Genomic DNA, 20,993 nt, shown 5'->3' on the forward strand with positions numbered 1-20,993 from the left:
GCCCAGAGTTCGGGAAAGTCACGTTCGTTTGATCGGGCCTCGCGGGGCAGGAGAGGCCGGCGTTCTCGACAGGAGCGTCCTGCACGGTATTGTCCCGATCATGATCAGGAGTTTGCCGGCCGACCCGACGCAAGGGCCGGCCCGGCACCACGACAGGAACCCTTCGATGCTGTTCAAGGCCCCCATCGCCCCGTTCGCCTTCCTCGCCGCGTTGGTCCTGCCGCCGATGGCATTGGCCCAGCCCACCCCGTTCTCGCCGGAGCAGCGCGAGGCCATGGGCGGGATCATCCGCGAGTACCTCGTCAGGAACCCGGAGGTGCTGCAAGAGGCCTTCAACGAACTCCAGCGGCGGCAGCAGGAGGCGGAACAGGCGGGCCGGGCACAGGTCCTGACAGCGGAGCGCGACAGGCTGGAGAGGTCGCCCCGCGACTTCGTGCTCGGAAACCCGCAGGGCGACGTCACCCTGGTCGAGTTCCTCGACTACAACTGCGGGTACTGCAAGCGGGCCGTGGCCGACGTGAAGGCGCTCATCAAGGCTGATCCCAAGCTGCGGATGGTGCTCAAGGACTTCCCGGTGCTCGGCCCGGGGTCGGTCGAGGCCAGCCGCGTCGCGCTGGCGGCCAAGTCCCAGCTCGCCGGCGAGAGGCTCTACGTGTTCCACACCAAGCTGATGGAAAAACGCGGGCAGGTCACGGGCGAGACCGCCAAGGCCGTGGCCAGGGAGATGGGGCTCGACCTGGCGCGCCTGGAACGGGACCTGCAAGGCGACGGGATCAACGCCACGCTCCGAGAGAACATGGAGCTGGGGCAAAAGCTGGGGATCAACGGCACGCCCGGATTCGTCGTCGGCAACGAAGTGATTGCCGGCGCGGTCGGAGCCGAGCCCCTGAAGCAGGTCATCGCAAATACGCGCAAATAAGGTGGGCGGATCCACGGCTGGCATTGGCCACCGAGGATGCCGCTGACGCGAATTGAAGGGGCGCCGGTTCAGCCTACGTGGTCGGCGGCAAGGTCGTCTCGATACTCAAAGCTCATTCGCATGGCTGTCACGTTTAGAATGTTTGGTTTTAGGCTCGCTGTTCTGGCACTGCTCGTCGCCAGGACGGCCACGGCCCACGAGGGCGCCACCGGGATAGTTGCCGAGCGGATGAAGGCCATGGAGGACATCGCGGCCCAGGCGAAAGCCACCGACCGCGCCCTGAGGGCGTCCTCGCCGAATGCCATCGACATCCGCACGCGGGCGGAACGCATCCACGCCCATGCCCACGACATGGCGCGCATGTTCCCGTCCGGAAAAGACTACGGCCACGCTTTCGCGGCGCCCGAGGTCTGGATGAGGCGCGGGGACTTCGAGCGCGAGCAGGATGATGGCCACACCCGCCAAGCGGACCAGCGCGCCCGTGACTCCCAGCGGCCCGGTCGAACGCCCTCTACGGCCCAGAGCCAAAGCAGGGAAGCGACGATGTAGACGCCGCCGTGGGCCGCGTAGGTGCGCCCTGCCGCCTCGCTGTCGACGAGCGTTAGCAGATAGGCGAACAGGGCCAGCGAGACGCCACCCGGCAGGAGCCACCAGGCCGACTTGTTCAGCCGCAGCCAAGCCCAGAAGGAAAAACAGCCTGTGATTTCGGCGACCGCAGCGCCGGCATAAGCGAGATTCGTCATGCGGTGAACCTGCTGCTGTACCTCAACTTCCGGCGCATCACGGAGACGCTGATCGTGATGCTGTCGCTGTCGTTCGCACTGGTCGGCGGCGTGTGGCTGATGTAGTGGCTCGGGTTCACCCTCTCGGTGGCGGTGGCGGTGGGCTTCATCGCCCTGGCGAGCGTCGCGGCCGAGACTGGGGTCGTAATGCTGATCTATCTCGACCAGGCGCTGGAGCACCTGAAGGCCAAGCGGAGCCCACGCAGGGACGTTCCTTTACCCGGGCCGACCTCCACCAGGCAATCATGGTCGGCGCGGTCGAGCGCGTTCGGCCCAAGATGATGACGGTGGTCGCGATCATGGTGGACCTGCTGCCGATCCTGTGGAGCACCGGCACCAGATCGGAGGTCATGCAGCGAATTGCCATTCCCATGATCGGTGGCATGATCTGGTCGACCTTGCTGACGCTGATCGTAATCCCGGCCATTTATGGCCTTGCTAAGGGCCGGGGACTGCCTGGGGAGCTGACCGCCTCGCGTTCTAGGAAAACTGCCGACGCAACAGCGATCAAGGCTGCCGCGGAGTGACGGAACGGGGATCACCCATGCCCGGGCAAGGGCGGGGAACCCTCGCCCGGGGACGGCCGTTTTGTCCGCGAACCCTGCTGGACAAAACCGTGTTTCCCTTCTTCCGCCGCATGCTCAGCCGCTGGCTGGTCGCACTGGCCGCGATCGGCCTCCTGATAGCGCCGCTATATGCAGCGGCTCCCGTTCGGGTATCGGCCAAGCTCGAGGCAGTCCACCACGGGACCGAAGCGGTCGAGGGCCAGCATGGATATGCGGGTCATAGGCAAGGCGGTGAACCCAAGGGAGCCGCGCTTGGGCAATTATGCTGTCATTCCGCCTGTACGTTGGCCCTGATCCCATCCCTTACGAGCGATGTCGAGCCCGCCGCGCCGTCCGCACTTGTTCCCGCGTTCCCTGACGTGATGCCGCCTCCGACGGCACCATCGGGCATCGACCGCCCACCGAAACACTCCTGATCCAGCATCGAGCGGTTTCCTCGACCACCGAGGGCTTCCGCTCGCCACGAACGGCAGCCGTGCGGCGCGCCAGGCGCCGCGTCCGTATCGGCCAAACCGTGACCGCGCCTGAACCTCAGGAGAACTGACATGCACCACATGTCCAACGAGATGCAGTCCTGCATCGACGAATGCCTGCGCTGCTACCAGACCTGCCTCGGCATGGCGATGAACCACTGCCTGGAGCAGGGCGGCAAGCACGTGGAGCCCGGCCACATGCGCACCATGATGGCCTGCGCCGAAATCTGCCGGACCTCGGCCCACTTCATGCTGATCGGAACGCCTCATCACAAGCACACCTGCCGCGAATGCGCGGAGATCTGCGAGGAATGCGCCCGGTCCTGCGAACAGGTTGGTGACATGCAGGAATGCGTCGACCAATGCCGCCGCTGTGCGGAGAGCTGCCGCCGGATGGCGGCCTGACCCCTATCGAAACCCAAAGGAGAACAGTCATGAATACCCGTTTCCTTCTCGTCCTGAGCACCGTTGCATCCCTAGCCGCCTCAGGTGCCATCGCCCAGCAGAACCAAGCTGGCTCGTCGTCCAGCCAATCGCAGCAAACGGAAATCCAGCTCCCGGAGGCCTGTCGCACCGCAGCTCAGGCCAGCGTCCAGGGAGACACGATGAAGAAGATGCAGGATATGCAGGCCAGCATGTCCCAGACCATGCAAAGCGGCATGCAGGGCATGATGGGCCAGATGAACGAAACCCAGAAGGGCCTGCATGAGGCCATGATGAAGATGAACAGCCCGATGATGACGGGCATGATGGCGAAGGACGCCGATGTGGCGTGGGTCTGCGCCATGATCCCCCATCACCAGGGTGCCATCGCTATGGCCCGAGCCGGGCTGAAGGGCGCCGACAACGCCGAGTCGAAGCAACTCGCCGAGAAGACCATCATGGAAAACGAGAAGGGCATGAAGGAGCTGGTCGCGTGGGTTGAGAAACACGCCCAGACCGAGAACAACAACGAGACGACCGGCTCCACGAAGTAGCGGAACCCGTTCACTGGAATGGTGGTCGTTCCCCGCCTCGTCAACGGGGAATGACCCATCTTCTGAACACCCCTCGCCGACCTCACACAGGAGGAGGACAGGACGATGTCCAAATACATGCGCTTCGGCGCCATGATCGCGACGTCCAAGATCGTGATGTTCGGCCTGATGTACCTGAACGTCTACAGTATGGACCATGCCTACTTCAGCGAGACGAGAGCCTGGATGGCCCTGGTCATGGGCGCGACCATGGCCGTCATCATGCTGGCTTTCATGCTCGGCATGTACTCGAACAACAAGGCCAATCTGGCCATCTTCCTCGGCAGCGTGGCGGTGTTCGCCCTCGCCCTTTACCTCGTCCGCAGCCAGGACACGGTCGAGGACGTCGCCTGGATGAAGGCGATGATCCCGCACCATTCGATCGCGATCCTGACCAGTGAGCGCGCCAACATCACCGACCCGCGCGTCAAAACACTCGCGGACCAGATCATCAGCTCGCAACGCAAGGAGATCGAAGAGATGAGGACGCTCATTCAGGACCTGGAAGGCGGGGGCTCGAGACCCAACCCGACCTGACGGCCTTCGGGTACAATGGAGAATGCCAGACCAGAGCAGAACCATCCCGCGAACGGACGACTTCCGGTTCGAGCGGGATAGCGACAAGCTCGTCCTGTCCTTCACTCCCGACGGGCGTTCCTACACGTTCTTGGTCGAAGGAGATCGGCTGTCGGAGCCTACCGTCTCGCCGTCCCGGGCCAACGCAGCCGACTACGCGGACGATGTCCGGAGAACCGTGGCCGAGTCTGCCGACCCACAGATCGTGAGCTTCGCCATGGAGGGTGCCAGACGTGCCGTCGAAAGCGTCTCGGATTGAGAACCCTCCCGCCCTAATGACGGGCGAGAGGGGTTATCCTTGCGCTCCGAGAGATTTTCAGACCTGCTGGCTCCCGCGGTAACGCGCGAAGGCCTTCTGGCCCGCAGGGCCGAACAGGACGACATCGTAGGTGCCGTTCTCGACACCCTCGACCTCCATGCCCGGGGAGCCGACGGGCATGCCCGGGACCGCGAGACCCTTGGCCTGCGGCCTCTCGATGAGGAGGCGCTTGATGGCATCCGCGGGAACGTGCCCTTCGATCACGTAGCCGCCGATCTCAGCGGTGTGGCAGGAGGCAAGCGCCTGGGGGACGCCCAAGCGAACCTTGAGTCGGTTCACCTCTGGCGACTCAATCACCTCGACTGGGAAGCCTGCCTTGCGGGCATGCTCGACCCAAGCGCCGCAGCAGCCGCAGCTCGGGTCCTTGGTGACAGTCATCTTGGGCAGGGTCTCCGCCACAGCCACCGAGAGGGCGGACACTGCGAGGGGAGCGGCCGCAAGACCGACGAGGAGAGCCCTTCGACTGATTGTTCGATCAGACTGCATGACATGCACCTCACTGCTTGGCGTTATCGGCGAGCCAGGCCCGCATCATGGTGATCTCGTCTTCCTGTGCCCTGATGACGTTCTGGGCGAGCTCGCGGATTTTCGCATCCTTGCCGAAGGCAGCGACGATCTTGGCCATGTCGATGGCGCCCTGGTGGTGGGCGATCATGTTCCGCGCGAAGTCAGCATCCACGTTGCCGGTGTACTCCATCGCCATCTCGCGGTGCATGCGTTCGTTGACCGCATTCATGGCGAGCGAAGCGACGCTCTGGTCACCACGCGGTGCGCCCATCTGCATGGAGCCGGACTGCCGGCCCATCATGCCGGCCATGCCCCCTGCATCATCGGGCAGTTCATCATGCCACCCGGGCGCTGGGCCCCTTGGCCCGGCGTCCCAGCCTGCATGCCGGGCATTGGGGCCTGAGGCATGGACATGGTGCCGGTCGGGGCCTGAGGGGTCCCCATCGGCGCGGTCGTCTGAGCCTGCGCCTGCTGGGGGTGATGGGCGTTGTGATCCGCACCGGCTGGGCTTGCCTGCTGGGCGAAGGCCGGCACGGAGAGGCCAGCCGCGAGGACGAGAGCGAGAATGGACGATTTCATGGTGGTTCTCCTCGAGAACGTTCGAACTTCTGAAGGGAGGATGGCCGGCAGAATGCGCGGCCGGACTACGGAACCGTCTCAGGCTCGAGGAGGAGGAGTGGCTGTCTCCGGGGCTGTATCGTCCGGGAAGATGGATGCCGTCCCCCAATGGACCGGAAGACGGTGCAAGGGTGCGGGCCAGCCCGCGATGGCAGCAAGCACGGGCCCCCCACAGGGAGCCTGGGCACAGGCCAAGCCGCAAGGCTCGTCCGGCAGGGCGGGCTCCGGATCGCAGCAGTCGTGGGATGGCGCGGCTTGGGCATGGTGAGCACCATCCGTGGCCCAGGCGCCACCAGCCGCAACGGACGCCGGTCCGATCATGACAACGATCATCAGTGCCGCGAGAAGGGAGCGGATGACCGAGGAAAGGGTGGATCGGATCACCATCATGGATTCCAGTCTACCTTATCGAACCCGGCCGACATTGCGCCAAATCAATCGCTCGTACCAGCAGGCGTTCCGCCGGGTGCCGTGCGCTGCAATGTCACCATCCCACATCGAGCCAGTCCTAGAGTCGCACCATCCTGAGTCGCAGGGAGTTGGCGATGACGCTGACCGACGAGAGCGCCATGGCCGTGGCCGCGAGCACGGGAGAGAGCAGCATCCCGAAGAACGGGTACAGCACCCCGGCCGCGACCGGCACGCCTGCCGCGTTGTAGATGAACGCGAAGAACAGGTTCTGGCGGATATTGCGCATGGTAGCCTGCGAGAGCCGCCGCGCCCGCACGATGCCCATCAGGTCGCCCTTGAGCAGCGTCACGCTTGCGCTCTCGATGGCCACGTCCGTGCCTGACCCCATGGCGATGCCCACGTCCGCCGCCGCAAGTGCCGGGGCGTCGTTCACCCCATCGCCGGCCATCGCGACCACGCGGCCTTCCCGGCGCAGGCGCTCGACCACGGCGCTCTTCTGGTCGGGCAGGACCTCCGCCTCGACCTCCACGATGCCGAGCCGGCGGGCCACGGCCTCCGCCGTCGTCCGGTTGTCGCCGGTCAGCATGACAACGCGGATGTTCTCCTCGCGCAGCCCCTTGAGCGCTTCGGGCGTCGTTGCCTTTACCGGATCGGCGATGGCCAGAATGCCGGCCGGACGCCCATCAACGCCGACGAAGATGGCAGTCGCGCCCTCGCGGCGCAGTTCGTCTGCCTTGGCCGCGACGGATTCGACCGGAATGCCTTGCTCCGCAAGGAGCTTGGCGTTTCCGAGCGCCAGGCGACGGCCCTCGACCGTTCCGAGCGCACCCTTGCCGACGGGCGAGTCGAAATCCGACACCTCTGCGAGGGGGATGTTCCGATCCACGGCCGCGGCAACGATGGCGGTCGCGAGTGGGTGCTCGCTGGCACGTTCCACGCTGGCGGCCAGCCGCAGCAGCTCGGTCTCCGAAAGATCGCCCATGGGCACGATGGCGGTGACGCTCGGCTTCCCCTCGGTCAGGGTTCCGGTCTTGTCGACCACGAGGGTGTCGACCTTCTCCATGCGCTCCAGTGCCTCGGCGTTCTTGATGAGCACGCCGCCCTGGGCCCCGCGCCCTACGCCGACCATGATCGACATCGGCGTGGCAAGCCCGAGCGCACAGGGACAGGCGATGATCACCACGGCGACTGCGGCGATGATGGCATAGGACAGGCGCGGCTCCGGGCCCCAGATCGCCCAGGCCGCAAAGGCCAGCAGGGCAATGACGATCACGATGGGCACGAACCAACCCGAGACCTGGTCGGCCAGGCGCTGGATCGGTGCGCGGCTGCGCTGCGCCTCGGAGACCATCTGGACAATGCGGGACAGCATGGTGTCGCGCCCCACCTTCTCGGCACGCATGATGAAGCTGCCGGTCTGGTTGAGCGTGCCGGCGATCACCTTCGAGCCGGGTTCCTTGGTGACGGGCATCGACTCGCCCGTGACCATGGACTCGTCGACCGAGCAACGGCCTTCCAGGACCTCGCCGTCCACGGGCACCTTCTCGCCCGGGCGCACCCGCAGGCGGTCGTCGACGGCAATGGTGTCGAGGCCTACCTCCTCGTCCGTGCCGTCCTCGCGCACCCGACGGGCGGTCTTAGGCGCCAGATCCAGCAAGGCCTTGATGGCGCCCGAGGTCTCCTCGCGCGCACGCAGTTCAAGGACCTGCCCGAGCAGGACGAGCACGGTGATAACGGCGGAAGCCTCGAAATAGGCCGGAATGGCTCCGTCGGGCCCGCGGAGCAAGGCCGGGAACAGACCGGGTGCAAGCGTCGCGGCCATGCTGTAGATCCAAGCCGCCCCGACGCCGAGCGCGATCAAGGTGAACATGTTGAGGCTGCGGTTCACGAGCGATTGCCAGCCGCGGACGAAGAACGGCAAACCCGCCCACAGCACGACGGGTGTGGCCAGAACCATCTGGATCCAATTCGAGGTCTGCTGGGCGATGTAGTGCGAGATGCCGAGGAAATGGCCACCCATCTCCAGTACGAAGACCGGAATGGTGAGGACCAGCCCTATCCAGAACCGCCGCGTCATGTCGACCAGCTCGGGGTTCGGTCCGGCATCCATAGCGACGAGAACGGGCTCCAACGCCATGCCGCAGATCGGGCAGGAGCCGGGGCCGACCTGCCGTACCTCCGGGTGCATGGGGCAGGTGTAGACCGTGCCCTCTGGCATGGGCTCATCGGTCTTCTTGACTTCCTCCGCCGCGAGGTACCGGGCGGGATCTGTCTCGAACTTTGACCGGCATCCGGCCGAGCAGAAGTAGTACGGCTTGCCCCCGTGCTGTGAACGGTGCGGGGTCTTGTGCGGGTCGACGATCATCCCGCAGACGGGATCCTTCACCGTTCCGGCACCCGTTGCGGGCTCATCATGGTGATGACCAGCATGGGCGTCATGGCCGTGGTGGTGCGCATGGTCCCCGTGTCGATGGTTCGTGTGACTGTTGGTCATGGCGATCCCCCGCATTCACCTCGGTGAGAAATTGGAAGCCTGGGGCTTCCCACGATGGCAAGGTCAAGCACCGGGATGGCCCGGGCGATGACGCCGTTGAGGTTCGGGTTCAGGTGAGCCATTGTGGCTGCCGACGTCCGTGATCCGTATCGCTGGGGACCACCATGGAATTTCTCTCGTGCCTGGCCGCACCGTCGCGCCACCCAAGAAACTGAGGGCGGCCGACGCATCATGCCAAGGAGCAGCCGACCCGTCTTCAGGACATTCCGTCCGACACAACCCACGTGGGGAGCCGTCAGGGCCTCGCGAAACGGTCGCCGCAAGGTCCGGTCGTTCGTGGCCCGCAACGCCGCACGTGGCTTTCTTGCGGCGTCGCTCTGCACGGCGTTTCTGATCCTCGTCCTTGGCTGGTTGCTGTATTGATTTGCTTTCAAATGCGCACTCCCGGGACTCCCGCTAGAACCAGCCGAAGGTGATCGCGACGACCGCGAAGTAGCGCGCCGTCTTGGCGATGGCGACGATGGCCAGGAACACCGGAAACGGCTCGCGCAGCACGCCGGCGACGATCGTGAGGGGGTCGCCGATGAAGGGCAGCCAGCTCAGGAGAAGCGACCAGCGTCCGTAGCGATGATACCACTCCTCCGCCCGCTTGATCGTCACGCGCTTGACCGGGAACCACGGCCGATCCTCAAACCGGGCAAGAAGGCGTCCAAGCAGCCAGTTCGCCGCCGAGCCGAGGGTGTTCCCGATGCTTGCCACGATGACGAGAAGCCACCATTGGTAGTGCTCGGACACCAGGAGACCGAACAGCACGACCTCGGACTGGAACGGAAGCACCGTCGCCGACAGGAAAGCCGCCGCGAAGAGGCCAGCGTATTCCAGGAGGTGGTTCAACGGGGCACTCCCGCATGAACGACTTCCCAGGCTTCGTTGAAGCGGACAGACAGGATGTCGGGCAGGTCCTCGTCCCCGGGGCGCCGCTCGACGGGGCGGGCATCGAGCCGCGCGTGCCTGCCGGGATCCAGCAGGCGCAGGAACCGCTTCGAGGCGACGACGCCCAGGTTGGACACCTTGGACCGCCGTTCCATGCGGGGCAGGGCATTCATCGCGGGTCCCAGCACCGTGAACTCGGCCCGGCGACCGTCGTCGAAGACGCCGGCGAGGACGAAGCCGCAATGGAGCGTGGCGATGACATGGGTGCCGGACGGCATGTCGTCATGATCCCGCGAAGCCTTCAGGGGACGCAGGATCTCGTCGGCCGCGTCGAACGCACGGGCGGCCTGCTGTTCGGGCGTACCGTCGAGGAAGACGGCGAGCACGCCGTCGCCCAGGTACTTGTCGACGATCCCGCCGTGGCGTGAGACCGCGTCGTGCACGAAGCGCCGGAAGGCCATGAGGTCGTCGATGACCTCACGGCCCGGCCGCTCCCGGGTCAGCGCGGAGAAGCCGCGGATGTCGACGGCCAACAGGCAGGCGTGACGCTCCGCGATCTCCGTCATCTCCTCGCTGCCTACCACCTCGGCGGCCACGCCTTCGGGAAGGAAGCGCGAAAGGAGCATCCGGTCCCATCGCGCCTTCAGGACCGCCGCCCAGGCCAGCCGGGTTCGATGCACGGCATAGAGGACGAAGCCCGCCGCAACGGCGAACGACAGGAACCCGAGCGTCTGCCGGAAGGCGAAGGCGGGCGTGGGGCCCGACGCGGGAAGTGACGCGGAATGCGTAAGCAGGGCGAGCGCCGTGAGCCAACCCGCGGCCACGATTCCCGCGAAGGTCGCGACGAGATCACGCCGCAACCGCATCCCGGTCTGAATGAGGAGGAGGATGGCCGGCAGCAGGCTGACCGCGTCCGTTGCCAGGAAGAGATCGTGGGCGTCGCGCGGCAGGTGGTCGGCAATGACGTAGACGGCCAGTGCCGCGTCGGCCACCGTGGCGGCCCACGGCAGCCCCCCGCCACCGACGGCCCTATGCGACGCCAGGGCGAGCACGACCGTCGTCAGGCAGTAGACCACCAGCACGATCCAGTGGCCCTCCCGATGGCCGTGGCCGTATTCGAGCAAGGCACCCGCTCCGAGGATCGCCAGGACCAGGAGCCGCGGCACCAAGGCCCGACGGTCGAAGTCATGCTCCAGGTGCTCGGGCAGCGTGCTGACCGGCGGCCGACCGGAAGCGGGCCTGTCGGCGCCTGCCTTTGGCCGAAAGCTCTCCGGCGCGCGCGGATCGGTGCGGAGGATTCGGTTCAGCATCCGGTGCGGGTGCGCGGCTGTGCCGAGGCCTGGTCGGCGGTCCTGGCGGCGACAGGATCCCTGCTCCCGATCGATCCGGTCGCGACCAGCCCGACGTGAAGCGTCAGCGGGCTCTCGAACGAGCCGAGCACCAGGCGTGCAGGAACCGTGGTCTCCGGTTCAAGGTCCCGCGCGAGCGGCCCGACCTCGACCCAGACCTTGCGTCCGTCCAGGCTCGCCGTCGCGCCCGCACCCACCGGCAGGGTTCCGATCTCGCCACTCTGTCCCGGGCCAAAGGATCCCATGACCCGTGACGGCTCCTCACCAGGCAGACGCAGGCCCGTGATCAGGACACGCTCATCCCCGGCGTTTTCGACCGAGAACGTCACGATGGTGGTCTCCCCGGCGCGCGCCGGAGTCGCGGCGACCTCGCTCACGGTGAGATCGCCAAAAACGCCACCCTCGTCGTCGGCCTTGGCCGGGCAGGGTTGCAGAACCGAGTAGATTGCGAACGTGGCTGCAATTGCCCCTGCGGCGGCGAACCGCTTCACGGAAAACATCAAAAATATCCTTGTTCTTATTCTGCGATGTCGCCGGCTGCGGCGGTGGTTCCGGAAAACGCGGCAGCCGGCGACGTTCCGCCGGGGTTGGGGCCCCGACGGAATTCCTGATCGTCAGCGACCCTTGCGGATGCTGACGACGGAGATCTGCCCATTCACCCGGTCGGCCTGGAACCGGATCCGGTCGCCCGCCTTCACGCCCTTGAGCACGGCCGGATCCTGCGCCCTGAACACCATCGTCATCGCATCCATGTTCAGGTTCGGGATCGGTCCGTGATCGATGGTGATCTTGCCGGCACCCATATCGACCTTCTCGACAGTGCCGGAAACGCTGGGCAGGCTCGACGCGGCGGCCGGCTGGGCCGTAGCCTGGGCCGGTGCCGGCTGTGCCCTGCCGGTCCCGATCCTCACGACCGAGATCTGTCCGTTCACGCGGTCGGCCTGGAATTGGATCTTGTCACCGGCCTTGACCCCCTGGAGCAGCGCGGGGTCCTGAACCCGGAACACCATGGTCATGGCGTCCATGTTGAGGTTCGGGATCGGCCCATGGTCGAGCGTGATCTTGCCGGCGCCCGTATCGACTTTCTCGACGGTGCCGGACACGGTGGGGAGGTTCGTCGCGGCGGATTCGGCCGCGGCTTGCGCCGGTGCGGCGGCCTGGGCCTGTGGGGCAGCGGCGGACGCGCCCTTCTGGTCAAGAGGGCCGGAGCCGTGCGGCGGCTGGTCTGCCTTGGCACGGTAGTCCGCTTGGCGGTTGCGGACCTGCCACTCCTTCAGTTCGGCGATCTGCTTCTGCTGCTCGTCGATGATCTTCTGCGCGACCCTGCGGAGCTGCTCGTCCGCGCCGTGCTCGAGCTGCGTACGGGCGAGGAAGATCAGGTCCTCGTGGTGGGCGATGAGAAGTGCCGCGAAATCCTTATCGGGATCACCGGCAAGCTTCATGTCCTTGAAGCGGTCGTCCATGACCTCGCGCACACGCTCGTAGGCTGCCGGCGCTCCTGCGGCGGGCTGTGCCTGTGCAATCTGGTCCGGGCCGATGGCGACGCTAGCCAGCATGGCTCCAATGGCGGTGAGGGTGACGGTCAGGCGTTTCATGGCGGTCCCTTTCTTGAAACGGGAGGACCGCCCCGCGGAACTGTGGGTCTCGAACACATTCCGCGGGGCGGTGAGGGCTTTACTTGCCCTTCTTGATCGAGGTGACGGAGATCTGGCCGTTCACGCGATCGGCCGTGAACTGCACCTTGTCGCCTTCCTTCACGTCCTTGAGCAGGGCCGGATCCTGGGCGCGGAACACCATGCTCATGGCGTCCATCTTGAGGTTCGGGATCGGGCCGTGATCGATGGTGATCTTGCCCTGGGCGGTGTCAACGTTCTCAACCGTGCCGGAGACTGTCGGCAGGCTCTGCGCAAGGGCTGCACCCGACAGGGCGAGAGAGGCAATCAGGCTGATGGCGATACGCTGCATGGGATACTCCTGTTACGTGTGGTGAGGGAGAATGGCGTCGTCACTTGACGATGACTGTGCCCTTCATGCCGGACTCGTAATGGCCGGGGATCAGGCAAGCGAACTCGAAGGTGCCGGCCTTGGTGAAGCGCCAGACGATCTCGTTGGAGGCCTTTGGCGCGAGACGCTTCCCGTTCGGGTCGTCGTGTTCCATGTCCGGGTTCTGCTCCATGGCGACCTTGTGCTTGGCGTTGTTCTGGACGCTGTCGAGCATGAACTCGTGGTCGACCTGGCCGGCGTTCTTGAGCACGAACTTCACCTGCTCGCCGCGCTTGATCTCGACCCGGTCGGGCTCGAACAGCATCTTGGCGTCCTCGGTCTCCTTCATGGTGACCTCGATGGTGCGGGCGACGGGCTTCTTGGCGTCACCCGGCTCGCCGGCCGCGAACGACCTGTGGGTGTGGCCGGCCTCGCCGGGGCCGGCGAACGCCAGCGAGGTCGAGAGGGCAAGTGCCCCGAGGGCACCTGCGAGGGTGGAAAGACGAACCGTCATCGTTTGCTCCTTGTGCAATGGTTCTCGTCAGAGTCAGTGATTGTTGTGTCCGGCCTTGGCCGCGCGGACCGGGCGCTTGCGCGGGTCAATGGCGCGGAACTCCGTCGCCTTGACGCCGCTGTCGGGAGGGGTCGCGCGCGCAGGCTCGGAGAGCTGCTCGCCCTTCCACTCGTAGGCGACCGTGCCCTCCGGGTGCTTGTACCAACCCGGATCCTTGTAGTCGTCGGCCGCCAGCCCGGGACGGACCTTCACGACCGAGAACATGCCGCCCATCTCGACGGGGCCGAACTGGGCGTAGCCCGTCATCATCGGCAGCGTGTTCTCGGGAAGCGGCATCTCCATCGAGCCCATCTCGCCCATGCCGGTTCCGCCCATCGGCATGTAGCCCGGCGCAATCCGCTTCAGGGCCGGTGCCGTCTTGTTCATGTTCACGCCGATGTAGGTCCGGTTGTCATGGCCCATGGCGTTCATGGTGTGATGCGACTTGTGGCAGTGGATCGCCCAATCGCCGGGCGCATCGGCCACGAACTCGAACGCGCGCATCTGCCCGACCGCCACGTCGATGGACACCTCCGGCCACGCCGCTCCTTCTGGCACCCAGCCGCCGTCCGTGCCCGTGACCTTGAAGTCGTAGCCGTGCATGTGGATCGGGTGGTTGGTCATGGTCAGGTTGCCGAACCGGATCCGGACCTTGTCGCCCTGGCGCACCACGAGCGGGTCGATGCCGGGGAACACGCGCGTGTTCCAGCACCACAGATTGAAGTCCGTCATCTCATTGACCCGGGGCACGTACGAGCCGGCCTCGATGTCAAACGCGTTGAGCAGGAACACGAAGTCGCGGTCGACGCGGCGCTCGGCCGGATCGCGCGGGTGCACGACGAAGAAGCCCATCATGCCCATGGCCATCTGCACCATTTCGTCCGAGTGCGGGTGGTACATGAAGGTGCCGGACTTCTGGCAGATGAACTCGTACACGAACGTCTTGCCGGGCGGGATGTGCGGCTGGGTCAGGCCGCCCACGCCGTCCATGCCGTTGGGCAGGAGCTGGCCGTGCCAGTGCACCGCCGTGTTCTCCGGCAGCTTGTTGGTGACGAAGATGCGCACCTTGTCGCCCTGCACCGCCTCGATGGTCGGTCCCGGCGACTGGCCGTTGTAGCCCCACAGGTGCGCCTTCATGCCGGGCGCCATTTCGCGCACGACGGGTTCGGCGACGAGATGGAACTCCTTCCAGTCACCATTCTGGCGCCACGGCAGGGTCCAGCCGTTCAGGGTGACGACGGGCTGGTAGTCCGGTCCGCTCTTCGGGTAGAGCGGCGGCTGCATGGTGGCTTCCGTCATGGTGGGCGCCTCAGGCAGGCTGGCCGCCTGCGTGCGCCCGCTGATCATGCTGGCTCCGGCGAGGGCCAAGCCTCCGGCGCCGAGAAAGCCTCTTCGCGATACGGTCATGGTTGTCTCCTCAAGCGTTTCAGTGTCCCGCGGCGGCGGGTTCGCCGCCGGCCGCGGCCGTGGTGGTCTCGCCGCCGCTTTCGCCACCACCGTTCAGACCGCCGACGAGGGCAGCCTTGAGGTCGGTCGCGGCGATCCAGAAGTCTCGTCGGGCATTGATGGCTTCGACGTTGCTGAGGATGCGGGTGCGGGCGTCAAGGATGAGCTGGCTCACGTCGACGAGCATGCCGCTGTACTGGAGCAGGGCCTCGTCCTGGATCCGCTTCTGGAGCGGCAGGACGCGGTTCTGGTAATGGCGGGCCAGGTCGTACTTGCCGCGGTAGACGGCATAGGCCTCGCGGGCTTCGGAGCGCACGTTGACCGCGCGTTCCGCGAGACGGTTCGCGGCGGCCATGTAGGCCTCCTGTGCGCCCCGGCGGGTGGACTCGCCGAAGTCGAAGATCGGGATCGTGAAGGAGGCCTCGATGGCGCGGGTGCGGCTCTTCTCCTTCTCGATCTCGACGGTGCCGTCCTCGGAGATGGTCTTGGACTTGCCGAAGCTCGATCCCTCGACCAGCTCGATGTCGCTGACGACGCTCTGGATCACGTCCAGGCTGTACTGTCCCGCGACGGCGTTGAGGTCGTTGCGAAGGGCCTGGAGATCGACGCGCCGAGCTAGGGCCTCGCTCTCGACGTCCTTCTGGCTCGCGAGCCTTGCCGGCAACGCCGGCAGGGTGCTCGGCAGGGTGAAGTTGATGTCACGACCCCACAGGCCGAGCTGGCGGATGAGCCGCTCGCGCTCCACCTTCTGGTCGATGCGGGCCTGCGCGAGCTGGGCGCCGAGTTCCTGGTAGAACGCGTGCTCGCGTGCCTGCTCCAGCTTGTTGAGAGCGCCGGTCTCGCCGAGCTGCTTGGCGAGTTCCGAGGCAGTTTCGGCCGTGGCGAGGGCCTGCTGGAGGAAGGTCACCTGCTGGTTCGCGGCGATCGCCCGGTAGTACTGGCGTCGCGCCTCGGCCCCGAGGCTCAGCACGGCCTCGGCCGTGCGGAACTGGGCGGCCCGGAACTCCTGCTGCGCGACGGCCGCGCGCTGCGGCAGGGTCGCGAGCTCGAACAGGCCGATCATGAGCTGGCGCTCGACCTCGAAGGCTCCGCCTCCCAGAAGTGCGCTCCGACCCAGGGATACGGTCGGTGATGGTGGCAGGCTGGCCTGGACATAGGTCGCCTCGGATACCCCAAGCTCGTTGAAGGATGCCTGGAGGCCCCTGTTCTTCAGCAAAGCGATCTGGACGGCCGCGTCAGGGGAGAGGGGGCGCTTGAGCAACGCCTCGACCCGCATCTGCGTGGCGAGCGCTTGGGCCTCGCCGTTGATCTTGACGACGTCCTTGCCCAGCTCGGTGTAGGCGACCGTCCGCGCGACGGAGAGGCCTCCGTCTTGGGAGAAGGAGACGCAGCCGCCGAGCAGTACGGTAGCGGCCACCCCGGCAAGCAGCCCCAATCGCGGCCTTGCCCCGCCGCTGCCCCTGTTGTGTTCCATTTTGGTGTTGTCCTTGCGCGTGTCCTGCCGCGCGGCCGCCATGCCGGCGGATGCGTTCGGTGTGTGGGTCATGGCCTACCGTCCCCGCCGTGCGGCATCGTCCGAGTCGCCCCGCTCGGGATCGCCCTGCGGACCAACCCGTCGGTTCAGCTCGCGCCAGTCGAGCGGATCGACGACGTCGTACCCGCGGATGCCGGCGGTGACGGAGGAGTAGGTCGGAGGCCGGGTGCCGACGGCAGGATTGGCCGCCGACACGAGGTAGGAGGGATGTTGTGTAGGCACGCAGGCGGCGAGGCCCAGCCCGAGTGCCGCGAGGGAAATGAGCTTCATCATGGGATCCGTCTCCGGGTAGACCTCCACGGCGTGGTCGGCGTCAGGGGCGCGATGAGGACGGGCGATGCGTCCACCATTCGCTCCGAACCTGCGTACTGATCACTGACCTGGGAGGATGACCGGCTCGAGCTTCAGGACGGCAAGCTGACCTTGGGGGGCAGCCATGCCGATGCGTGCGGGCGTAAGCCGCCCGCTCCCGGATCAGGCGGTTCGTGGCGGACGATCAAGGCCGCCCGGGGTGATGCCGGCGACTTGCTCATCGCCGACGAGGACGATGATGGCGGCAGAGGTGGAGGGGCTGTGGAGCGTGGGGGCGGCGAGCGCCTGAACGGCGTGGCAGGCTCCCATGCCGCAGCAATCCGCTCCGGCCCTGCCATGGTTTCCCGAGGCGGGATCGCCACAATCCTCCTGGGTGGAGGCATGATGGTCCAGGGCCGCGGACCGGACGCCATGCGCGTGGTCCATCTCCGCATGCACTTGGCTGCCGTGGGCGTCCGTATCGGTGGCGAATAACTGGATGATTTGACCACCCGACGCAACCGCCTGCGGCGCGGAGATCACGAGGACTCCCGCGGCGACTACAAGCAAGGCAGCGATGATGAGGCCGATCAGCCGCAAGGAACTCTCCAGTCCGTCGGAAGCGAATATGTGTCACGAAAGCTCTGCTTCGGCAAGACGGTCCGGATGGGCTTGCGACCATCCGGACCGCTTTATCGTGGCGAACGCTCAGGCCGCCGCGGAAGGCGTGTACCCGGCTTCAGTCACGATGGCGCTCACCGCCGTGATGTCGGCGGTGCCCCGGACCGACACCAGCTTCGAGGCGGGATCCGCATCGACCTGGGTTCCGGGCAGGGCTGACTCGACTGCCTTCTTGATCGTGCCGGCGCAATGGCCGCAGGTCATGTCCTCGACCTTGAGGGTGAGGGCGTTCGGATCACGCTCCGGGGCCGTGCTGGCCTGGGACTGATGGGTGCTGCATCCGCACATGGGACAAACTCCTTTGGGTCTTGATGACGAGATGGTTGTGCACCTTCCCACGATGGCAAGGTCAAGCGCGATCTTCCAAGCTTGGTACTAGAGCCACCGGGGATGTTTGCGGCATTCGGTAGCAAAGACCACCAAATAACAGTTAAGTGCCTAGGCAGACGAGGATTTTTCCGTCTGCGGCTATGGGAAACTTCTAGTTCAACCCGTTCTGGACCCTCCCTAATTGGCTGTCCCGCGCCAAGCAATCTTCCCACTCGACTCCACCTTCTGAATTCCCGATTATCGGAGACGGGGATCGTGCAAACGATCAGGTGCATCATCGGCAAAGCCATGCCCGACACGCAGCAAGAACGTGAACACCTAGCCCAAGCGGACCAGCATATCGCCGAGGGCGAGAGGCGTGTGGCCGAGCAGATCGCCCTCATCGAGCGAATGATCGAGCAGGGACAGGATACAACCTTGGCTAAGGACTTTCTCCGAACCTTGGAACAGGTACTCCCGCAGTGGCATGCCCACCGACGGCTCATCTTGGGTCGGATCGCCCAAAGGTGAGCGCTTGCCACGGCACGAATGGCCCCGTTATCGCGGTTCGGCTTCCAAGCTCAGAAAGGTCGGGTCGAACTCGGCAAGCTGCCGGAGGCGTGACCAATCCTCGATGACCACCGTTTCCCCACGCCAGGTGATCAGTCCGTCCTTGCGCAGATCCTGGACAACCCGGTTAACGTGAACGGTCGAGAGCCCAAGGGTGTCGCCCAGCTCTTCCTGCGTCAGAGGCAACCGAAAGCTGTTGTCCATCGTGAGCCCGACGACCTGAAGGCGCACGAACAGCTCGCAGAGCAGGTGAGCGGCATGCTCCAGGGCCGAGCGTCGCCCCATGGCCACGATCCACTGGCGGTGAATGGCGGCATCAACGGCAATGTTCACCGCAAGCAGACGGGCTACGTGTGGGTGGTTCTCAGAGATTCGACGGAGGGTCTCGTGCGGCACCATGCCGATTGTGCAGGGCGTGACCGCCATGACGGCATGGTCCATCGTCTTCACTAGGAAGCTGTGCAGGTCGACGAAGTCACCGGGCACGTGAAGGGCCGTGATCTGGCGCTTGCCGTTCCTGAGAACATTGTAGCGCGCGGCAAAGCCGGAGATGAGAACCGTGCTCTCTGTTGGGCGGTCCCCCTCCCGCACCATGTGCTCACCTTTTGCGACCGCTCGTTGTCGAACGAAGGCGTCCTCCAGCAACTGCCGCTCTGCGCCTGAGAGGTGATCATATTGCTCAAGTTTGCGGATCAAGAGGCTATGCGGAATGGGCTCTCTCCAGAGTCTTATCATTGAGCCAATCAGCTTAGCCGAATTGTCGCAGGGATCCAACCAATAGCCTAAGCGGAGCGCAATAACCGCTCCATAAACCGCCTACCCGAAATTCGACTGTAGGATCGTAACGTCTCTTCCTGACACTGAACGGAAAAAGATCAAAGGTCCGCTTTCCGCGGCAGGCCACGCGATTCCAATGGGATAGGAACACCCATTGGATAGCTGGGGACCAGACCCTCGCAGATTCCGATCGACTCCGTCCAAGCTTCCTGGCATAAGCGTGGCCATGCAAAGGCTCATACGACAGCTCTGACCCGAAACGCTCGACCCCGATTGGAGTCGCCAAGCGTAGCCGCTGTCCTAGATATGGCCAATTCCGGCCGCCGGAGCCAAAGCATGCCTCTCCTTATCGTCCCCATGGAGTTCACGATCCCGACCATCGTCGGGGGCTGTGAAATACCATGCTCGTACCTCTTCCTTCCCGGGGAGGTGCTGAGCGATGAGCGAGCACTTCCTCCTTTCCCGCCTCGCCAGGGACCTTCCGGTGACCAGGGTCATCCGGATGAGCGAGGACGCGGCCTACAACTGGTTCCGGCGCGCCCGCTGGCCTGAGACCAAGGGCAAGCCGTACTGCCCGCATTGCGGCGTGACGGAGTGCTACGTCCTGACCCGACGGCGCTTCAAGTGCAGCGGCTGCCGCAAGGAGTTCACCGTCACTTCAGGCACGATCTTCGCCTCCAGGAAGCTTCCATTCCGCCAAATCCTCGCGATCATCGCGCTCTCCGCCAATGGAGCAAAAGGCAAGGCGGCGTTGGAGCTCTGCCGTGAGATCGGGGTCCAGTACAAGACGGCCTGGGCCAATCTCATGAAGCTTCGCGAGGCTCTGGCGGCCCGGCGTGACGAAACTGTCCTTGAGGGAGAGGTCGAGATCGATGGGCTCTATGCCCTCGGACATATCCGCCCAAAGAACCGCAAGGAGGAACGGGTCGACCGTCGCCTTCCTGAGAACCAGTCGCCCGACCGGGTGGTCGTGATGGCCGTCCGCGAACGCAGGGAGGGCGGCAGGTCCATCTCGCGGATCACCCGAGGCGAGAACGCCGACTGCGCTTGGGACATGGTTCGGAGGCACGTCGCTCCAGATGCACATATCTTCGCGGACGAGCATGCCGCCTATGATGAACTCGTCGGTCTCTGCGAGCTCACCCGCGTGAACCACCAGGTTGCTTACCAGCATGGCAAGGGTGTCTCGACGAACCAGATCGAGAGCTTCTTCGCGCGCGTGCGGCGGGCCTACCGCGGCGTTCATCATCGCTTCTCGGTGAAGTACCTGGATTGGTACATCGCCGAACTCTCCTGGCGCGAGGACCGCAGCCGCCTCGGAAACCGTGGACAGACCGTCGAGATGCTCGGACGGGCACTGGCCCACCCGACCTCGCGCAATCTTTGCGGCTACTGGCAGGGCAACAAGCCGCCTGACCTGGTATGGGAGTCCGGCGAGGTCTAGCGTGCGATTTCCCAGAGGTTCTTGCGCCCGTCGACAGTTCCTGTCTGCCGTACGCGCCCGCGTTTCTCCAGGTTCGAGAGGGTCGCCGAGATCCGACTTGGCATCATCCTGAGGAAAGGATCGTCCTCGGCAAGTCCTTTATGCCTCGCAATAGCCGCCGAGCACGCAGCCGTGCTGATGGGCTCCTTGGCTTCCCGGATCATCTTTAGGACGATTTCGCTCAGGTTCTCTCCTGAGAATGGACTTCTGCCAGCGGGCGCTCTCTTTCTTGGGGTTGTGGTCGGCAGAATGCTCGGGTCGAACAACCTTGCGACCTGATCAATGGCTGCCACGTCGCTGTCGATTTGCTTGATCTGCTGTTCCAGAGTTTTGCGCTGCTCGGTCAACTCGGCACGCTTCTTCAACAACTCCTCAACGGCGCCCGCCATCCCACACTCCGCTC

24 protein-coding genes and 3 pseudogenes are annotated in these 20,993 nt (G+C 65.3%); 9 read left to right on the forward strand and 18 right to left on the reverse strand.

Annotated features, from left to right (window positions below; genetic code table 11):
• Nucleotides 1-166: 166 nt before the first annotated feature.
• On the forward strand, nucleotides 167-919 hold the full coding sequence (locus ACFOYU_RS05770; RefSeq protein WP_377032822.1) for a DsbA family protein: 753 nt from the start codon (nucleotides 167-169) through the stop codon (nucleotides 917-919).
• Between the two features lie 237 nt (nucleotides 920-1,156).
• A pseudogene (locus tag ACFOYU_RS05775) lies at nucleotides 1,157-1,318 on the forward strand (hypothetical protein); the annotation flags it as partial.
• Between the two features lie 42 nt (nucleotides 1,319-1,360).
• On the opposite strand, the pseudogene ACFOYU_RS05780 reads toward ACFOYU_RS05775, so the two are convergent.
• Nucleotides 1,361-1,662: pseudogene (locus ACFOYU_RS05780) on the reverse strand (YnfA family protein); the annotation flags it as partial.
• A gap of 9 nt (nucleotides 1,663-1,671) precedes the next feature.
• Between ACFOYU_RS05780 and ACFOYU_RS05785 the strand changes: the two are divergent.
• The 5 genes and pseudogenes from ACFOYU_RS05785 to ACFOYU_RS05805 all read left to right on the forward strand — a co-directional run.
• A pseudogene (locus ACFOYU_RS05785) lies at nucleotides 1,672-2,228 on the forward strand (efflux RND transporter permease subunit); the annotation flags it as partial.
• Nucleotides 2,229-2,812: 584 nt separating this feature from the next.
• Entirely contained in the window at nucleotides 2,813-3,145 is a 333-nt protein-coding gene (locus ACFOYU_RS05790; RefSeq protein ID WP_377032823.1) for a four-helix bundle copper-binding protein, read from the forward strand.
• A 29-nt stretch (nucleotides 3,146-3,174) separates the two neighbouring features.
• On the forward strand, nucleotides 3,175-3,717 hold the full coding sequence (locus ACFOYU_RS05795; RefSeq protein WP_377032824.1) for a DUF305 domain-containing protein: 543 nt from the start codon (nucleotides 3,175-3,177) through the stop codon (nucleotides 3,715-3,717).
• Between the two features lie 105 nt (nucleotides 3,718-3,822).
• The gene (locus tag ACFOYU_RS05800) at nucleotides 3,823-4,293 is read left to right on the forward strand and encodes a DUF305 domain-containing protein (protein WP_377032825.1); all 471 of its coding nucleotides are present in this window, start codon (nucleotides 3,823-3,825) and stop codon (nucleotides 4,291-4,293) included.
• 22 nt (nucleotides 4,294-4,315) lie between these two features.
• On the forward strand, nucleotides 4,316-4,591 hold the full coding sequence (locus tag ACFOYU_RS05805) for a hypothetical protein (RefSeq protein WP_377032826.1): 276 nt from the start codon (nucleotides 4,316-4,318) through the stop codon (nucleotides 4,589-4,591).
• A gap of 57 nt (nucleotides 4,592-4,648) precedes the next feature.
• Here ACFOYU_RS05805 and ACFOYU_RS05810 read toward each other — a convergent pair whose 3' ends face one another.
• The 15 genes from ACFOYU_RS05810 to ACFOYU_RS05880 form a co-directional block, all read right to left on the reverse strand.
• Nucleotides 4,649-5,137 (reverse strand): DUF411 domain-containing protein, encoded by a 489-nt coding sequence (locus ACFOYU_RS05810; protein WP_377032827.1) that lies wholly within the window; start codon nucleotides 5,135-5,137, stop codon nucleotides 4,649-4,651.
• 10 nt (nucleotides 5,138-5,147) lie between these two features.
• Nucleotides 5,148-5,468, reverse strand: coding sequence for a DUF305 domain-containing protein (locus tag ACFOYU_RS05815; RefSeq protein ID WP_377032828.1), 321 nt, complete (start codon nucleotides 5,466-5,468; stop codon nucleotides 5,148-5,150).
• A complete protein-coding gene (locus ACFOYU_RS05820; protein WP_377032829.1) occupies nucleotides 5,456-5,737 on the reverse strand; it encodes a hypothetical protein in 282 nt (93 codons plus the stop codon). The genes ACFOYU_RS05815 and ACFOYU_RS05820 overlap by 13 nt, the downstream gene beginning before the upstream one ends.
• Before the next feature lie 547 nt (nucleotides 5,738-6,284).
• Nucleotides 6,285-8,681, reverse strand: coding sequence for a heavy metal translocating P-type ATPase (locus ACFOYU_RS05825; protein WP_377032830.1), 2,397 nt, complete (start codon nucleotides 8,679-8,681; stop codon nucleotides 6,285-6,287).
• A gap of 456 nt (nucleotides 8,682-9,137) precedes the next feature.
• Complete coding sequence (locus ACFOYU_RS05830; protein ID WP_377032831.1) at nucleotides 9,138-9,575, reverse strand: YqaA family protein; 438 nt, start codon at nucleotides 9,573-9,575, stop codon at nucleotides 9,138-9,140.
• Nucleotides 9,572-10,924 carry an adenylate/guanylate cyclase domain-containing protein gene (locus ACFOYU_RS05835; RefSeq protein WP_377032832.1) on the reverse strand — a complete coding sequence of 451 codons (1,353 nt, stop codon included), beginning with the start codon at nucleotides 10,922-10,924 and terminating at the stop codon, nucleotides 9,572-9,574. Before ACFOYU_RS05835 ends, ACFOYU_RS05830 begins: the two co-directional genes overlap by 4 nt.
• On the reverse strand, nucleotides 10,918-11,463 hold the full coding sequence (locus ACFOYU_RS05840) for a hypothetical protein (RefSeq protein ID WP_377032833.1): 546 nt from the start codon (nucleotides 11,461-11,463) through the stop codon (nucleotides 10,918-10,920). The genes ACFOYU_RS05835 and ACFOYU_RS05840 overlap by 7 nt, the downstream gene beginning before the upstream one ends.
• A gap of 114 nt (nucleotides 11,464-11,577) precedes the next feature.
• On the reverse strand, nucleotides 11,578-12,558 hold the full coding sequence (locus tag ACFOYU_RS05845) for a copper-binding protein (RefSeq protein WP_377032834.1): 981 nt from the start codon (nucleotides 12,556-12,558) through the stop codon (nucleotides 11,578-11,580).
• Between the two features lie 79 nt (nucleotides 12,559-12,637).
• Entirely contained in the window at nucleotides 12,638-12,928 is a 291-nt protein-coding gene (locus ACFOYU_RS05850) for a copper-binding protein (protein WP_377032835.1), read from the reverse strand.
• A gap of 40 nt (nucleotides 12,929-12,968) precedes the next feature.
• Nucleotides 12,969-13,460 carry a plastocyanin/azurin family copper-binding protein gene (locus ACFOYU_RS05855; protein ID WP_377032836.1) on the reverse strand — a complete coding sequence of 164 codons (492 nt, stop codon included), beginning with the start codon at nucleotides 13,458-13,460 and terminating at the stop codon, nucleotides 12,969-12,971.
• 33 nt (nucleotides 13,461-13,493) lie between these two features.
• Entirely contained in the window at nucleotides 13,494-14,906 is a 1,413-nt protein-coding gene (locus ACFOYU_RS05860; RefSeq protein WP_377032837.1) for a multicopper oxidase family protein, read from the reverse strand.
• Between the two features lie 19 nt (nucleotides 14,907-14,925).
• Nucleotides 14,926-16,491 (reverse strand): TolC family protein, encoded by a 1,566-nt coding sequence (locus ACFOYU_RS05865; protein WP_377032838.1) that lies wholly within the window; start codon nucleotides 16,489-16,491, stop codon nucleotides 14,926-14,928.
• Between the two features lie 3 nt (nucleotides 16,492-16,494).
• A complete protein-coding gene (locus ACFOYU_RS05870) occupies nucleotides 16,495-16,752 on the reverse strand; it encodes a hypothetical protein (protein WP_377032839.1) in 258 nt (85 codons plus the stop codon).
• Nucleotides 16,753-16,953: 201 nt separating this feature from the next.
• On the reverse strand, nucleotides 16,954-17,370 hold the full coding sequence (locus ACFOYU_RS05875) for a hypothetical protein (protein WP_377032840.1): 417 nt from the start codon (nucleotides 17,368-17,370) through the stop codon (nucleotides 16,954-16,956).
• Between the two features lie 108 nt (nucleotides 17,371-17,478).
• A complete protein-coding gene (locus tag ACFOYU_RS05880; protein WP_377032841.1) occupies nucleotides 17,479-17,739 on the reverse strand; it encodes a heavy-metal-associated domain-containing protein in 261 nt (86 codons plus the stop codon).
• Nucleotides 17,740-18,036: 297 nt separating this feature from the next.
• Here ACFOYU_RS05880 and ACFOYU_RS05885 point away from each other — a divergent pair, with 297 nt between their 5' ends.
• Nucleotides 18,037-18,291, forward strand: a complete 255-nt coding sequence (locus ACFOYU_RS05885) for a hypothetical protein (protein WP_377032842.1) — start codon at nucleotides 18,037-18,039, stop codon at nucleotides 18,289-18,291.
• Between the two features lie 27 nt (nucleotides 18,292-18,318).
• Here the strand turns inward: ACFOYU_RS05885 and ACFOYU_RS05890 are convergent, their stop codons facing one another.
• Complete coding sequence (locus tag ACFOYU_RS05890) at nucleotides 18,319-19,026, reverse strand: Crp/Fnr family transcriptional regulator (protein ID WP_377032843.1); 708 nt, start codon at nucleotides 19,024-19,026, stop codon at nucleotides 18,319-18,321.
• A 520-nt stretch (nucleotides 19,027-19,546) separates the two neighbouring features.
• On the opposite strand from ACFOYU_RS05890, the gene ACFOYU_RS05895 reads away from it, so the two are divergent.
• Complete coding sequence (locus ACFOYU_RS05895) at nucleotides 19,547-20,551, forward strand: IS1595 family transposase (RefSeq protein ID WP_377032844.1); 1,005 nt, start codon at nucleotides 19,547-19,549, stop codon at nucleotides 20,549-20,551.
• Here ACFOYU_RS05895 and ACFOYU_RS05900 read toward each other — a convergent pair.
• Nucleotides 20,548-20,979 (reverse strand): hypothetical protein, encoded by a 432-nt coding sequence (locus ACFOYU_RS05900; RefSeq protein ID WP_377032845.1) that lies wholly within the window; start codon nucleotides 20,977-20,979, stop codon nucleotides 20,548-20,550. The genes ACFOYU_RS05895 and ACFOYU_RS05900 overlap by 4 nt on opposite strands.
• Nucleotides 20,980-20,993: the final 14 nt, after the last annotated feature.

Origin of the sequence: Microvirga sp. GCM10011540, assembly GCF_042650665.1 — a bacterium.
Classification (GTDB): Bacteria; Pseudomonadota; Alphaproteobacteria; order Rhizobiales; family Beijerinckiaceae; genus Microvirga; species Microvirga lenta.

Excerpts from the sequence above, each read along its gene's own strand:
- ACFOYU_RS05770 (WP_377032822.1), top strand. The coding sequence starts at position 167 with ATGCTGTTCAAGGCCCCCATCGCCCCGTTCGCCTTCCTCGCCGCGTTG.
- ACFOYU_RS05790 (WP_377032823.1), top strand. The coding sequence starts at position 2,813 with ATGCACCACATGTCCAACGAGATGCAGTCCTGCATCGACGAATGCCTG.
- ACFOYU_RS05795 (WP_377032824.1), top strand. The coding sequence starts at position 3,175 with ATGAATACCCGTTTCCTTCTCGTCCTGAGCACCGTTGCATCCCTAGCC.
- ACFOYU_RS05800 (WP_377032825.1), top strand. The coding sequence starts at position 3,823 with ATGTCCAAATACATGCGCTTCGGCGCCATGATCGCGACGTCCAAGATC.
- ACFOYU_RS05805 (WP_377032826.1), top strand. The coding sequence starts at position 4,316 with ATGCCAGACCAGAGCAGAACCATCCCGCGAACGGACGACTTCCGGTTC.
- ACFOYU_RS05810 (WP_377032827.1), bottom strand. The coding sequence starts at position 5,137 with ATGCAGTCTGATCGAACAATCAGTCGAAGGGCTCTCCTCGTCGGTCTT.
- ACFOYU_RS05815 (WP_377032828.1), bottom strand. The coding sequence starts at position 5,468 with ATGGCCGGCATGATGGGCCGGCAGTCCGGCTCCATGCAGATGGGCGCA.
- ACFOYU_RS05820 (WP_377032829.1), bottom strand. The coding sequence starts at position 5,737 with ATGAAATCGTCCATTCTCGCTCTCGTCCTCGCGGCTGGCCTCTCCGTG.
- ACFOYU_RS05825 (WP_377032830.1), bottom strand. The coding sequence starts at position 8,681 with ATGACCAACAGTCACACGAACCATCGACACGGGGACCATGCGCACCAC.
- ACFOYU_RS05835 (WP_377032832.1), bottom strand. The coding sequence starts at position 10,924 with ATGCTGAACCGAATCCTCCGCACCGATCCGCGCGCGCCGGAGAGCTTT.
- ACFOYU_RS05840 (WP_377032833.1), bottom strand. The coding sequence starts at position 11,463 with ATGTTTTCCGTGAAGCGGTTCGCCGCCGCAGGGGCAATTGCAGCCACG.
- ACFOYU_RS05845 (WP_377032834.1), bottom strand. The coding sequence starts at position 12,558 with ATGAAACGCCTGACCGTCACCCTCACCGCCATTGGAGCCATGCTGGCT.
- ACFOYU_RS05850 (WP_377032835.1), bottom strand. The coding sequence starts at position 12,928 with ATGCAGCGTATCGCCATCAGCCTGATTGCCTCTCTCGCCCTGTCGGGT.
- ACFOYU_RS05855 (WP_377032836.1), bottom strand. The coding sequence starts at position 13,460 with ATGACGGTTCGTCTTTCCACCCTCGCAGGTGCCCTCGGGGCACTTGCC.
- ACFOYU_RS05860 (WP_377032837.1), bottom strand. The coding sequence starts at position 14,906 with ATGACCGTATCGCGAAGAGGCTTTCTCGGCGCCGGAGGCTTGGCCCTC.
- ACFOYU_RS05865 (WP_377032838.1), bottom strand. The coding sequence starts at position 16,491 with ATGACCCACACACCGAACGCATCCGCCGGCATGGCGGCCGCGCGGCAG.
- ACFOYU_RS05870 (WP_377032839.1), bottom strand. The coding sequence starts at position 16,752 with ATGATGAAGCTCATTTCCCTCGCGGCACTCGGGCTGGGCCTCGCCGCC.
- ACFOYU_RS05880 (WP_377032841.1), bottom strand. The coding sequence starts at position 17,739 with ATGTGCGGATGCAGCACCCATCAGTCCCAGGCCAGCACGGCCCCGGAG.
- ACFOYU_RS05895 (WP_377032844.1), top strand. The coding sequence starts at position 19,547 with ATGAGCGAGCACTTCCTCCTTTCCCGCCTCGCCAGGGACCTTCCGGTG.
- ACFOYU_RS05900 (WP_377032845.1), bottom strand. The coding sequence starts at position 20,979 with ATGGCGGGCGCCGTTGAGGAGTTGTTGAAGAAGCGTGCCGAGTTGACC.